We start from the raw sequence: 12,150 nt of genomic DNA, 5'->3' as shown, positions 1-12,150 counted from the left end.
TCTTTGGTGCGACAAACTCGTCAAGCTTCCGCTTCTTCCTGGGCAGGTGCTGGCGGCGCTTCGTTCTCGGAGAATTCCAGCTTCACTGCATCCGCATCGTCCAGGTCCACGACCACCTTGCCTCCATTGGTCAACTTGCCGAACAGCAGTTCGTCGGCCAGCGCCTTGCGGATCAAGTCTTGAATCAACCGTTGCATCGGGCGCGCACCCATCAGCGGGTCGAAGCCCTTCTTCGCGAGGAAGCGCCGCAGCTTCTCGGTGAAGATGGCGTCCACCTTCTTCTCGTGCAGTTGCTCTTCCAGCTGCATGAGGAACTTGTCGACCACGCGCATGATGATTTCCTCATCGAGCGAGCGGAAGCTGATGGTCGCATCCAGACGGTTGCGGAACTCCGGCGTGAACATGCGCTTGATGTCGGCCATCTCGTCGCCCTGTTCGCGCGTCGTGGTGAAACCGATCGTTGCCTTGTTCATCGTCTCGGCGCCCGCATTGGTCGTCATGATGATGATCACGTTGCGGAAATCCGCCTTGCGGCCGTTGTTGTCCGTCAGCGCGCCGTGGTCCATCACCTGCAGGAGGATGTTGAAGATGTCCGGGTGTGCCTTCTCGATCTCGTCCAGCAGCAGCACGCAGTGCGGCTTCTTGGTCACGGCTTCCGTCAGCAGACCGCCCTGATCGAAGCCCACGTAGCCCGGAGGCGCGCCGATCAACCGGCTCACCGCATGGCGCTCCATGTACTCCGACATGTCAAAGCGGATCAGCTCGATGCCCAAGATGAATGCGAGCTGCTTGGCAACTTCGGTCTTGCCCACGCCCGTCGGGCCGCTGAACAGGAACGAGCCGATCGGCTTGTCCGTCTTGCCCAGGCCAGCACGCGACATCTTGATGGCCGAAGCGAGCGCATCGATGGCCGGGTCCTGCCCGAACACCACCGACTTCAGATCGCGCTCCAGCGTCTGCAGCTTGCTGCGATCGTCCTGCGACACGCTTTGCGGCGGGACGCGGGCGATGCGCGAGACGATGTCTTCGATCTCACCCTTGCCGATCGTCTTCTTCTGCTTCGACTTCGGCAGGATGCGCTGCGCAGCACCGGCTTCGTCGATCACGTCGATCGCCTTGTCCGGCAAATGGCGGTCGGTGATGAAGCGTGCCGACAATTCAGCCGCAGCCGTGAGCGCCGACGACGCGTACTTCACGCCGTGGTGCTCTTCAAAGCGCGACTTCAGGCCACGCAAAATCTGCACGGTCTGGTCAACTGTCGGCTCCACCACGTCGATCTTCTGGAAGCGGCGGGACAGCGCTGCGTCTTTCTCGAAGATGCCGCGATATTCCGTGAACGTCGTCGCGCCGATGCACTTGAGCGCGCCTGAGGACAGTGCCGGCTTGAGCAGGTTGCTTGCGTCCAGCGTGCCGCCCGAAGCGGCGCCTGCGCCGATCAGCGTATGGATCTCGTCGATGAACAGGACTGCGTTCGGGTTGTCCTTGAGCGACTTCAGCACGCCCTTCAGGCGCTGTTCGAAGTCACCGCGGTACTTGGTGCCGGCCAGCAGCGCGCCCATGTCGAGCGAGTAGACGACGGACTTCGCGAGGATGTCCGGCACTTCACCCTTGGTGATGCGCCATGCCAGGCCTTCGGCGATGGCGGTCTTGCCGACACCGGCCTCGCCCACCAGCAGCGGGTTGTTCTTGCGCCGACGGCACAGCACCTGCACCACGCGCTCGACTTCCTGCTCGCGACCGATCAGCGGATCGATCTTGCCGGCCTTGGCCAGCGCGTTCAGGTTCTGGGTGAACTGCTCAAGCGGGCTTTCCTTGCCGTCGCCGCCTTCGCCCTCGGGGTTGCCTTCGCCCTGCTTGGCGGGCTCAGCCTGGTCCTTGCGAATTCCGTGGCTGATGAAGTTCACGACGTCCAGCCGGGTCACGCCCTGTTGCTGGAGGTAGTACACCGCGTGCGAATCCTTCTCGCCGAAGATGGCGACCAGCACGTTCGCGCCCGTCACTTCCTTCTTGCCGTTAGACGTGGATTGCACGTGCATGATGGCGCGCTGGATCACGCGCTGGAAACCCAGCGTGGGTTGCGTGTCCACCTCGTCCGTGCCGGGCACCACAGGCGTGTTGTCGGCGATGAAGTTCTTCAGATGCGTGCGAAGGTCTTCGATGTTGGCGGCGCAGGCGCGCAGCACCTCCGCGGCCGTCGGGTTGTCCAGCAGCGCAAGCAGCAGATGCTCCACCGTAATGAATTCGTGGCGAGCCTGCCGGGCTTCGACAAACGCCATGTGCAGGCTGACTTCCAGTTCTTGCGCGATCATGCTTCCTCCATCACGCACTGCAGCGGATGCCCCGCTTGCCGTGCATGGGTTGACACTAATTCCACTTTCGTCGCGGCGATATCCCGTGTGTAGATACCGCACACGCCCCTACCTTCCCGATGCACAGTCAGCATGATCTGTGTGGCGGTCTCCCGGTCTTTGCTGAAATACTGCTGAAGAACCATCACGACGAATTCCATCGGGGTGTAGTCGTCGTTGAGCAGCAGCACCTTGTACATCGCGGGCGGTTTGAGCGCTTGCTCTTTCCGCTCCAGGACGGTGCCTGCATCGTGTTGTGGAGTGGTCGCTTGCCGGATTGCCATGGTCTTATTCTAACCACTCCTTTCGAGTTCGCAATTTGGGGAAATAACACCGACTTCAAGGTCTACAAACGGTTTGGCCCGTGCCGCGTGCGTCCGTCAGCCCTCGGGCGCGAAGCGCTTTACCGCCTCCAAGCTGGCTGGAGCCGGCGCAAGCTCCGCGCCTGAAAAGCCAATCGTTTTCCATACTTGGAGGCGATCGGCCGGATTTCGAGCAAATCCTCTTCAGAAATTGACCGTTTTTCGCCACAAACCCACCCTTTGTAGCCTTGACAGTCTCTTACATTCCTCGAACAATCGAATTCAGCATGTGCGCCCTACTGCCCCGCAAACCGTTGGCAGCGAGCCGCATGAATGGTGAGCCCGGGAGGCCTCACACCAGTCGACAACAGATCGACAACCGCTTCAGGCTGTGGCGTTTGCCACAAGAAGACCGATCGCTTGCGGCGCGGTTCCACCCGCGCCATTCGTCGTGCCGTGCAGGCCGGCGACCGGGCGATGACTGCGCGGTACCGCTCTGCACTGCCCCGACAGGCATACCTCCCGGCTCGGACTTGTGTTTTAACGGAGGGGTTTTCATGGCACTCGGTACGGTCAAATGGTTTAACGACGCCAAGGGTTTCGGTTTCATCTCGCCTGACGAAGGCGGCGAAGAGCTGTTTGCGCATTTCTCGGCCATCCAGATGGCTGGCTTCAAGACGCTCAAGGAAAATCAGCGCGTCTCGTTTGAAGTGACGCAAGGCCCGAAGGGCAAGCAGGCTACCAACATTCAGGCTGCCTGATTGGCGTTGCGCGGCACCGCGCCAGATGGCGACGGTGTCCAAATGCAAAAAACCCGGCGATGTGCCGGGTTTTTTGTTGCCGCGGCGCCAGACAATGACGGAGATACCTCATCGGGCGCAACACGTCATTTCAGTGCGTTGTGCGCTACGGTAAGGATGATCCCCGTGTCATTTCAAGGAGCCCCGCGCATGAAACATCATCTGACCCGCACCGCCGCCACGGCCACACTGCTGATTGCCGTGCTACTTCCTGCTGCCGCCCACGCCCAGATCGGAGACCTCATCAAAGGGGCCACGCAGGGCAACAGCCAGGGCGCCACTGGTGGCCTTGGCAACATCGGCAGCCTGGGCGGTGTGCCGTCACTCGGGTCATTGACGTCAGGGAGCACCGGCAATGTGGCTGGCGTGCTGGAATTCTGCATGAAGAACAATTACCTAGGCGGCGCAACCGATGCAGCGTCGGTCAAGGACAAGCTGCTCGGCAAGCTGGGCGGGGCGCCCGCGTCGAACCCGGGTTACACCGACGGCACAAAGGGCATCCTGACGAGTTCGGATGGCAACAAATTGGACCTGAGCAGCATCAAGTCGCAGATCACCAAACAGGCTTGCGACAAGATCCTGTCGCAGGGCAAATCGCTGCTTTAGGCCGCGGCGCAGGCGAGCGCGCACTACACTTGCAATATCGACTGGCCGTTCGTCTGCCCTCTCCGCCCCAAGGAGCCACATGCTGGAAACTGCCGCGCTGGCTGCCGGGCTGTCCTGGACCAGCGGATTCCGTCTCTATCTGGCCGTATTTGCTGCCGGCGTGCTCGGCCGCACGGGTTGGCTGCATTTGCCGCCCGGCCTGCAGATGCTGGAATCGTGGTGGGTGATCGGCTTGGCCGGCGTGCTGGCCGTGGCGGAATTCCTCGCCGACAAGATTCCCGGTTTCGATTCCGTCTGGGATGGCATTCAGACCTTCATCCGCGTGCCTGCGGGCGCGATTCTGGCTGCGGCCGCTTTCGGGCAGCTCGATCCGCAATGGATGGTGGCTGCAGGACTGATTGGCGGGACGCTGGCCGGCACGGCACATGCCACCAAGGCTGGCACGCGGGCGCTGATCAACACGTCGCCGGAACCGTTCTCGAACTGGGTGGCGTCGTTCAGTGAAGACGTGGCCGCCAGCGGTGGTTTGCTGATGGCATTTTTCCTGCCAGTTGCGTTCTTGGTGGTCCTGGGGCTGCTGCTGTTGGTATCGGTATGGTTACTGCCCAAGCTGTGGCGCGGCGTGCGGCGCGTGCGGGATGCGCTGCGGGGGCGTTCGTCTGAACCGCCGCCGGCCGGCACCACCCGGCTGCCGCGCTAAGGCGCTATCCAAAGGCGCGCAGCAGCCCGAACAGCGTCAGGGCCAGCGCGCAGGCCCACCCGGAAAACAGCACGCGCCAGACCTTGTTGCGCGGAACAAACCCCACACCGCGCACCAGCCCCGCACTCATCGCCCAGAACAGCAGTATGGCCAGACCGTGGTCGGCATGCCCGTCGCGATTGGCGAGGATGTACGGATACACCGTGCCCACCGCCATCACGAGCAACCCCGCGGCCAAGCTGGCGGCATGGATGCGCGGCTTGTCGGTGGCGTTCACGTTCGCTGTGCTCACTCGCGGTCCGGGTTCGGATTGTTCGCGTTGGCCGCGCGGTCGTCGCTCACCTCACCCCACATTGCGTTGAGCACCGCCAGCAGCACTGCAAAGCCGACACCCAGGACCCAACTGAAGTACCACATGGATTTGCGCTCCTGTGCCGTGGTTAGTAAGCCGAGTGCTCGTTGGCGCGGATGTGTTCGACCGTCACCTTGCCGCGCATCACGCGGTAGCACCAGCTTGTGTAGGCGATGACGATGGGCGTAAAGATGATCGCCGCCCAGAACATCAAGCCAAGCGTGAAGTGGCTGGAAACGCTGTCCCACACCGTGAGGCTGGCGCCGGGCATGCTAGACGAAGGCAGCACAAACGGGAACATCGATGCCCCGGCCGTCGTGATGATGCCCGCCAGCCCCAGCGACGACAGCACAAACGCAATAAGCGTGCGCCCCGCCCGCGACAGCACGACGGCCAGCAGCGGGCCAATCACGCCAATTGCCGGCAACGCCCACAGCAACGGCTGCTTCTGATAGTTGCGCCACCAAGCGTCAGCCGTGCGCGCGACGGTCTTGGCCATCGGGTTGGCAAGCCCCGCGGGGTCGATAGCCGAGGTGATGACGAAGCCTTCGATGCTGCCGGCGTGCAACCATGCGCCGGCTGCAATAAACGCCACCACCGCGACGATGGCCGCGCCAGTGGCAGCATTGGTGGCGCGTTGTTGGACAGCACCCTCCGTCCGGTGGGCGAGGTAGATGCCGCCATGCATGGTGATCATCGCGCTCGACACCACGCCCGTCAGGATGGCAAACGGATTCAGCAGTTGCCAGAACGTGCCGGTGTACGTCACCACCATGAAGTTGTCGAAGTGAAACGGCACGCCCTGCAGCAGATTGCCGAACGCCACGCCAAAGATGAGCGGCGGCACCGCGCCCCCGATGAAGAGGCCCACGTCCCACACTTTGCGCCACGTCGCATTGTGGATCTTGCTCCGGTAGTCAAACCCGACCGGCCGGAAGAACAGCGCCCACAGCACCGCCAGCATCGCCCAGTAGAACCCGCTGAACGCGGTGGCATATACCAGCGGCCACGCGGCAAAGATGGCACCGCCGCCCGTGATGAACCAGACCTGGTTGCCATCCCAGTGCGGGCCGATGGTGTTGATCATCACGCGGCGCTCGTCGTCGGTCTTGCCGACAAAGGGCAGCAGCGTGCCGACGCCCATGTCGTGTCCGTCCATGATGGCAAAGCCGATCAGCAACACACCGATGAGCAGCCACCAGATGACCTTGAGGGTTGGGTAGTCGAACATGGCGTTCTCCTCAAGCGTGGGCGGCTTCGAAATCGTAGCGGCCAGTGCCGAGGCTGCCCGGCCCCTGACGCGCGAACCGGATCATCAGGTACATCTCAACGATCAACAGCAGCGTGTAGAAACCGATGAAGCCTGCGAGCGAGCCATACAGGCTTGCCTCGCTCAACGTCGACACACTCAGATGCGTGGGCAGCACGCCGTAGATGGTCCACGGCTGACGGCCGTACTCTGCTACCACCCAACCCAGTTCGATGGCGATCCACGGTGCGGGCAGCATCCACAGCGCCCAGCGCAGCAGCCATGCCGGTGCCTTGCGCTGCGGCCGCAATGTGCTCCAGAACGAGAGGCCAAACAGCGCCAACATCAGGAAACCCAACCCGACCATCACGCGAAAGCCCCAGAACATCGGCCACACGCGCGGCACGGTATCGTCGACAGCCTTGTCGATCATCTCGGGCGTGGCTTGCCGCACGTCGCTCACGTATTTCTTGAGCAGCAGGCCAAAGCCCAAGTCTTGCTGATGGATCTGCAGGGTCTGGAGCGCCGCCGCATCGCCCGGATGCTGGCGCACCGTTTCCAGCGCGGCCACAGCCTCGATACCGCTCATGATTCGGCCGCGATTGCGCGCCTTGATCTCATGGATGCCCGGAATCTGCTTGGACACCGAGCGCGTGCCGATCAGCCCCATCACCCACGGAATCTCGACCGCCCAGTCGTTCTTCTGCTCGCGCTGGTTGATCGATGCAATCACGTTGAAGCTGGCCGGCGCGGGCTCGGTCTCCCACATGGCCTCGATTGCGGCCATCTTGGTTTGCTGCGCTTCGCCCACGGTGTAGCCGGACTCATCGCCCAGCACAATCACGGAGCACACGCTGGCCAGGCCGAACGCAGCCGCCACGCGAAAGCTGCGTCGCGCGAATTCAACATCGCGGCCACGCAGCAAGTACCAGCTCGAAATCGACAGCACGAACATCGCGCCCGTCACGTAACCCGCCGACACGGTATGCACGAACTTGGCCTGCGCGATCGGGTTGAAGACCACGGCCCAGAAGTCGTGCATCTCCATGCGCATGGTCTGCCAGTTGAATTCGGCGCCGACCGGGTTCTGCATCCAGCCGTTGGCGATCAGAATCCACAGCGCGGAAAGATTGGTGCCGATCGCCATCAGCGTCGTCACCAGCAAGTGCTGCGTCTTGGAAAGGCGATCCCACCCGAAGAAGAACAGGCCGATGAAGGTGGATTCCAGAAAGAACGCCATCAGCCCTTCAATGGCCAGCGGCGCGCCAAAGACATCGCCCACGTAGTGCGAGTAGTACGCCCAGTTGGTGCCGAACTGGAATTCGAGCGTGATGCCCGTCGTCACGCCCAGCGCAAAGTTGATGCCGAACAGCTTGCCCCAGAAGCGCGTCATGTCTTTCCAGATGACCTTGTTGGTCATCACGTAGACGCTCTCCATGATGACCAGCAGCCAGACCATGCCCAGCGTGAGCGGCACGAACAGGAAGTGGTACATCGCCGTGGCCGCGAACTGCAGCCGGGACAGATCGACAAGACGCTCGGAAATCACGGTTGCCCTCCCTGCGCTGCTGACGGTGTCACGATCAGTCGATCAGCGGCCCGCTCGGCGTCGACCGGCACCCGGTGGTCTCGCACGAACACCCACCACAGCGCGCTCAGCACCACCAGCTTGATGGCGACGATGATCAGCAGATGGCGGACGAGTCGGCGGTCGTTGGGGCTCACGGGCAGACGAGACTTGGCACGCGTCGGTGCCATCGGCGGGGGTTCCGCCAGTGGCAAAGAAAGTCACATGTGATTCAGTCTAGTCATGGATGGAAGGAGTGACAAACCATTCCTGAGGGGATTTGTGAGGTATCGGGCGCTTGGGCGGGCCGCCGTCGACAGCGTTTTCGTGACTCCTGGCGCTTGCCGCACAGCACGGGATGGACTCGCATAGCTTCGACGGTCAAAAAGACGCCGGCCACTCCACTGTCGAAGCTGCCGGGTTTTTCGCATTTGGCACAACAACGCTTGACCTTCCGGCAACGGAAACTGGCATGTCAGCGACAGCTGACATCCAACAGTCGCCGACCTCTAGCGCTGCGGCTTCTTCATGGCCTCGGATTCTCTCGCGGCGTTCAGTTCTTCGCTGGCCTCAATCGGATCCATTGCCTCATCAATCGAGGAGGCCGCGCGCTCTATTTCGCCTCGCTCTTCGGCCAGGAATTCATCCGACTCCTCCAGCTCGCCGGGAGGAGGCTCCAGCATATCGTCGAGCATGGCACCCAACTCGGGCGTGTCCCATGGCTCGCCTCGGTGCGTCTTTTGCTTTATGTAGTGACGAATCTCAGCATCTTGTTCGGGGGTCAATGGAAGCCCGCGAAAAGTGCTCTTGGGGTCGGCCTCGGGCATGATTTTTCTCCCGTACTGAGTAGTTTTTTAGTGTACGCCGGGCTTTGCGGGAGTGCTCGGCGACGTTGCCGGGCCAACAGGAAACCGAGAGACCAGTCACCCAACAGGGCACACCGGGCGGCATTGGCGCCGGACGTCAGCAAATTCTGATTTATAGTTTCGCCCCTGCTCAGACGAAGCGGCCATCAGTACACTCTGCGCCATCGCTTTCGGTGCCATAGAGAAAACGATCGAGGTGTGGAAACCTCGGGTATAGCGGGCAAGCGCCGAGCATAGGTGCTTGTCCTCAAACGCTATGGCTTGGCTTCGTCTCCCTCCTGGGGCGAGCCAGGCTTGAACGGCTTCGGCCGTGCCGATCGCTATACCTCGGTTTTCCACCTTGCCTGTGCTCGCCCACCCCTCCTCCCAGGGTTGGGCGCGGTTCCGTTCATCAGATGAAGAGGAATGCCGTGACGCGCTCGATCTCCCAATCCGTCGATTCCCCGGCTGGCGATTCGCTCAGCGAATATCAAAAAGGCGTTTGCTCTGCGCGTGAGTTTCTGCGCACGGCGTTCTGCCGCAACGCCGCCGACAAGCCGCGCGCCACAAGCGCGGCGGATACGCCAAACCACCCGGACCAAAAACGCTGACTTTATGGGCGAGCCAGGCGCATGACGGCCTGCTGGTGCCGATGTTGCAGCGTCGGTGCCCGCGGCTTGCCTGGGCTCGCCCGCCAATTTACGTACTCCCCTCGGGGTGACGCCCCATGGCCGAAGCCGCGAGGTTCGATCATGTTGTGCAAATCGCCCGCAAACCAGCACTCGATCACAAGATTGACTGCGCTACTGCACTCGTCGTCAGCGGGGGAGCCGTGGCGAAGTCGGTCGCGATCTGCCGTTGATCCACATCAAGCAGCGGATCACCCAGTGGCCGATGCTGAGGCTGTCCTGAATTTGAGGAGCAGCCCATGAACGAGCAGATCAAGAAACAGATACTGGGATTGCTGGATCAGCACCGGATCATGACGATCGCCACGCTAAGACCGGACGGCTGGCCACAGGCTACAACCGTAGGCTACGTGAACGAGGGACTGACGCTCTACTTCCTCTGCGGCCTGGAAAGTCAGAAGGCAGCCAATCTGGCCCGAGATGATCGAGTCTCGCTCACGATCGATCACGATACTTCAGACCTGATGACGATTGCGGGCTTGTCCATGGCGGCGCATGCGCGGCCTGTGACCGATCATGCCGAGGCGGAAAAGGTCTTGCGCATGCTTCCGCTCAAGTACCCGGAACAGGTTGCACTGCCAATGCCGATGCCGTCCCCCGAGGAAGTCCGGATATTTCGCGTCACGCCGACAATGATTTCCGTGCTCGACTATTCGAAGGGCTTCGGGCATACCGATCTTGTCGCTTGCTGAGCAAGATTCAACAAGTGGGCACGGAACACCATGACGCGGTGCGCTTGTAGGCGGGTCAGGTTGGTAGTGTGTGCCAAAGCTGGCTGCGTCTATGCATTGATTGTTTTTTTGATCGGCTTTGCCCTGGGAGCGATCCGTGTCCTGCTGCTTGCCCCGCGCTTGGGAGATGCGGTCGCCGTATTGCTGGAAGCGCCGCTCATGCTGGCCGTGAGCTGGAGACTATCGAGATGGACCGCAAGCAAACACGGCTTGCTGAGCGATCCTGGCGGAGCATTGCTGATGGGGGCAATCGCCTTTGCCGTCTTGATGCTTGCTGAGCTTGCAACCGCCATGCTCTTCTTCAATAGGACTGTGGCGGAGTACTTTGCTGGCTTCTGGTCCGTGGCAGGAGCGATCGGGCTAGCGGCCCAACTTTGCTTCGCCAGCTTTCCATTCCTGCAGGCCAGTCATCAGCGAATTCAGTCCAGCGGGTAGTTAAGCGCGTCCTTCTCGGCAGAAAAAAACCCCGGTCAGCCGAAGCTGCCGGGGTTTCTCATATCCATCGCGGCCGGAACCGCGAGTGACATGCTTACATATTGTCGATCATCACTTGACCGAAGCCCGAGCACGACACTTGGGTCGCGCCTTCCAGCAGACGGGCGAAGTCATACGTGACCTTCTTCGACAGGATCGACTTCTCGATCGACGAGATGATCAGGTCAGCGGCTTCCGTCCAGCCCATGTGACGCAGCATCATTTCGGCCGACAGGATTTCCGAACCCGGGTTCACGTAATCCTTGCCTGCGTACTTCGGAGCCGTGCCGTGGGTGGCTTCGAACATCGCCACCGAATCCGACAGGTTGGCACCCGGGGCGATACCGATACCGCCAACTTGTGCAGCCAGGGCGTCGGAGATGTAGTCGCCGTTCAGGTTCAGCGTTGCCACCACCGAGTACTCGGCCGGACGCAGCAGGATCTGCTGCAGGAAGGCGTCGGCGATTGCGTCCTTGACGACGATTTCCTTGCCAGTCTTCGGGTTCTTGAACTTGCACCACGGGCCGCCGTCGATCAGCTCGGCGCCAAATTCCTTCTGTGCCAGCGCGTAGGCCCAGTCACGGAAACCACCTTCCGTGAACTTCATGATGTTGCCCTTGTGCACGATCGTGACCGACGGCTTGTCGTTGTCGATCGCGTACTGGATGGCCTTGCGCACCAGGCGCTCCGTGCCTTCCTTCGAGACCGGCTTGACGCCGATACCCGAGGTTTCCGGGAAGCGGATCTTCTTGACGCCGAACTCGTCCTGCAGAATCTTGATCAGCTTCTTGGCCTTGTCGCTCTGGGCTTCGAATTCGATACCGGCGTAGATGTCTTCCGAGTTCTCGCGGAAGATGACCATGTCGGTCTTCTCCGGCTCTTTGACCGGCGAGGGCACGCCCTTGAAGTAGCGCACCGGGCGCAGGCAGACGTACAGGTCCAACTCTTGGCGCAGCGCCACGTTCAGCGAACGGATGCCGCCGCCCACCGGCGTCGTCAGCGGGCCCTTGATCGACACCACGTAGTCCTTCAGGACTTGCAGGGTTTCTTCCGGCAGCCACACGTCCGGGCCGTACACCTTGGTCGACTTCTCGCCGGCGTAGATTTCCATCCAGGAAATCTTGCGCTCGCCCTTGTAAGCCTTCTCAACCGCCGCGTCCACCACCTTGATCATCACCGGGGTGATGTCGAAGCCGGTGCCGTCACCTTCGATGTAAGGAATGATCGGGTTGTTCGGAACGTTCAGGGAGAAGTCTTGATTGACAGTGATCTTCTCGCCGGCCGGGACCTTGATGTGTTGATACATGGACGACTCCAGTGCAGACCGCAGGTAGCGGGTGGACGGTGGGGGTTGACAGCACAGCGTGCCGCTCACGGGTTGGCCGGCGTGGCGCGCTGCAATGAACTGGCGATTCTAACGGCCTACGATGACGCGCTCACGATGCACCGCACAAAATCTCGCATCTGGCGCAAGCCGCAACTCTTAT

General features: G+C 61.5%; 15 protein-coding genes. 6 read left to right on the top strand and 9 right to left on the bottom strand.

What is annotated here, in order from left to right; all coding sequences use genetic code 11:
- Positions 1-20: 20 nt before the first annotated feature.
- Together clpA and clpS are read right to left on the bottom strand one after the other, a co-directional pair.
- A complete protein-coding gene (gene clpA, locus DOD19_RS02760) occupies positions 21-2,309 on the bottom strand; it encodes an ATP-dependent Clp protease ATP-binding subunit ClpA (RefSeq protein ID WP_024974962.1) in 2,289 nt (762 codons plus the stop codon).
- The gene (gene clpS, locus DOD19_RS02755; protein WP_024974961.1) at positions 2,306-2,632 is read right to left on the bottom strand and encodes an ATP-dependent Clp protease adapter ClpS; all 327 of its coding nucleotides are present in this window, start codon (positions 2,630-2,632) and stop codon (positions 2,306-2,308) included. Before clpS ends, clpA begins: the two co-directional genes overlap by 4 nt.
- A 575-nt stretch (positions 2,633-3,207) precedes the next feature.
- Here clpS and DOD19_RS02750 point away from each other — a divergent pair.
- The 3 genes from DOD19_RS02750 to DOD19_RS02740 all read left to right on the top strand — a co-directional run bounded on the left by DOD19_RS02750 (position 3,208) and on the right by DOD19_RS02740 (position 4,756).
- Positions 3,208-3,411 (top strand): cold-shock protein, encoded by a 204-nt coding sequence (locus DOD19_RS02750; protein ID WP_004631953.1) that lies wholly within the window; start codon positions 3,208-3,210, stop codon positions 3,409-3,411.
- Positions 3,412-3,600: 189 nt separating this feature from the next.
- Positions 3,601-4,056 (top strand): DUF2501 domain-containing protein, encoded by a 456-nt coding sequence (locus DOD19_RS02745; protein WP_112183878.1) that lies wholly within the window; start codon positions 3,601-3,603, stop codon positions 4,054-4,056.
- A gap of 79 nt (positions 4,057-4,135) precedes the next feature.
- Positions 4,136-4,756 carry a DUF4126 domain-containing protein gene (locus tag DOD19_RS02740; RefSeq protein WP_024974959.1) on the top strand — a complete coding sequence of 207 codons (621 nt, stop codon included), beginning with the start codon at positions 4,136-4,138 and terminating at the stop codon, positions 4,754-4,756.
- A gap of 4 nt (positions 4,757-4,760) precedes the next feature.
- On the opposite strand, the gene DOD19_RS02735 is transcribed toward DOD19_RS02740, so the two are convergent.
- From DOD19_RS02735 to DOD19_RS02710, 6 genes are all read right to left on the bottom strand, one after another.
- Positions 4,761-5,048 carry a cyd operon YbgE family protein gene (locus DOD19_RS02735; RefSeq protein ID WP_024974958.1) on the bottom strand — a complete coding sequence of 96 codons (288 nt, stop codon included), beginning with the start codon at positions 5,046-5,048 and terminating at the stop codon, positions 4,761-4,763.
- Positions 5,045-5,173, bottom strand: a complete 129-nt coding sequence (gene cydX / locus DOD19_RS02730) for a cytochrome bd-I oxidase subunit CydX (RefSeq protein WP_024974957.1) — start codon at positions 5,171-5,173, stop codon at positions 5,045-5,047. The genes DOD19_RS02735 and cydX overlap by 4 nt, the downstream gene beginning before the upstream one ends.
- A 23-nt stretch (positions 5,174-5,196) precedes the next feature.
- Positions 5,197-6,339: a cytochrome d ubiquinol oxidase subunit II gene (gene cydB, locus DOD19_RS02725; RefSeq protein WP_024974956.1), complete on the bottom strand. Its 1,143-nt coding sequence runs from the start codon at positions 6,337-6,339 to the stop codon at positions 5,197-5,199.
- 10 nt (positions 6,340-6,349) lie between these two features.
- A complete protein-coding gene (locus tag DOD19_RS02720; RefSeq protein ID WP_112183876.1) occupies positions 6,350-7,906 on the bottom strand; it encodes a cytochrome ubiquinol oxidase subunit I in 1,557 nt (518 codons plus the stop codon).
- Entirely contained in the window at positions 7,903-8,115 is a 213-nt protein-coding gene (cydP, locus tag DOD19_RS02715; protein ID WP_239497950.1) for a cytochrome oxidase putative small subunit CydP, read from the bottom strand. Before cydP ends, DOD19_RS02720 begins: the two co-directional genes overlap by 4 nt.
- A gap of 318 nt (positions 8,116-8,433) precedes the next feature.
- Positions 8,434-8,751 (bottom strand): hypothetical protein, encoded by a 318-nt coding sequence (locus tag DOD19_RS02710; protein WP_112183874.1) that lies wholly within the window; start codon positions 8,749-8,751, stop codon positions 8,434-8,436.
- Between the two features lie 449 nt (positions 8,752-9,200).
- Between DOD19_RS02710 and DOD19_RS02705 the strand changes: the two genes are divergently transcribed.
- The 3 genes from DOD19_RS02705 (at position 9,201) to DOD19_RS02695 (ending at position 10,624) form a co-directional block, all read left to right on the top strand.
- Entirely contained in the window at positions 9,201-9,380 is a 180-nt protein-coding gene (locus DOD19_RS02705; RefSeq protein WP_239497949.1) for a hypothetical protein, read from the top strand.
- A 317-nt stretch (positions 9,381-9,697) separates the two neighbouring features.
- Positions 9,698-10,150: a pyridoxamine 5'-phosphate oxidase family protein gene (locus DOD19_RS02700; protein ID WP_024974952.1), complete on the top strand. Its 453-nt coding sequence runs from the start codon at positions 9,698-9,700 to the stop codon at positions 10,148-10,150.
- Positions 10,151-10,216: 66 nt separating this feature from the next.
- A complete protein-coding gene (locus DOD19_RS02695; protein ID WP_152543657.1) occupies positions 10,217-10,624 on the top strand; it encodes a hypothetical protein in 408 nt (135 codons plus the stop codon).
- A gap of 94 nt (positions 10,625-10,718) precedes the next feature.
- Here DOD19_RS02695 and icd read toward each other — a convergent pair whose 3' ends face one another.
- Complete coding sequence (gene icd, locus DOD19_RS02690) at positions 10,719-11,969, bottom strand: NADP-dependent isocitrate dehydrogenase (protein ID WP_024974950.1); 1,251 nt, start codon at positions 11,967-11,969, stop codon at positions 10,719-10,721.
- Positions 11,970-12,150 lie beyond the last annotated feature (181 nt).

Source organism: Ralstonia sp. GX3-BWBA (assembly GCF_003290055.1).
GTDB lineage: Bacteria > Pseudomonadota > Gammaproteobacteria > Burkholderiales > Burkholderiaceae > Ralstonia > Ralstonia holmesii.
The sequence above is the reverse complement of the archived record's forward strand: the minus strand, read 5'-3'. Positions and strand labels throughout refer to the sequence as shown.

What these genes read in the sequence shown, in the direction of transcription:
- clpS (WP_024974961.1), bottom strand. Translation starts at nt 2,632, where the DNA reads ATGGCAATCCGGCAAGCGACCACTCCACAACACGATGCAGGCACCGTC.
- cydX (WP_024974957.1), bottom strand. Translation starts at nt 5,173, where the DNA reads ATGTGGTACTTCAGTTGGGTCCTGGGTGTCGGCTTTGCAGTGCTGCTG.
- DOD19_RS02710 (WP_112183874.1), bottom strand. Translation starts at nt 8,751, where the DNA reads ATGCCCGAGGCCGACCCCAAGAGCACTTTTCGCGGGCTTCCATTGACC.
- DOD19_RS02750 (WP_004631953.1), top strand. Translation starts at nt 3,208, where the DNA reads ATGGCACTCGGTACGGTCAAATGGTTTAACGACGCCAAGGGTTTCGGT.
- DOD19_RS02740 (WP_024974959.1), top strand. Translation starts at nt 4,136, where the DNA reads ATGCTGGAAACTGCCGCGCTGGCTGCCGGGCTGTCCTGGACCAGCGGA.
- clpA (WP_024974962.1), bottom strand. Translation starts at nt 2,309, where the DNA reads ATGATCGCGCAAGAACTGGAAGTCAGCCTGCACATGGCGTTTGTCGAA.
- cydP (WP_239497950.1), bottom strand. Translation starts at nt 8,115, where the DNA reads ATGGCACCGACGCGTGCCAAGTCTCGTCTGCCCGTGAGCCCCAACGAC.
- DOD19_RS02700 (WP_024974952.1), top strand. Translation starts at nt 9,698, where the DNA reads ATGAACGAGCAGATCAAGAAACAGATACTGGGATTGCTGGATCAGCAC.
- DOD19_RS02745 (WP_112183878.1), top strand. Translation starts at nt 3,601, where the DNA reads ATGAAACATCATCTGACCCGCACCGCCGCCACGGCCACACTGCTGATT.
- cydB (WP_024974956.1), bottom strand. Translation starts at nt 6,339, where the DNA reads ATGTTCGACTACCCAACCCTCAAGGTCATCTGGTGGCTGCTCATCGGT.
- icd (WP_024974950.1), bottom strand. Translation starts at nt 11,969, where the DNA reads ATGTATCAACACATCAAGGTCCCGGCCGGCGAGAAGATCACTGTCAAT.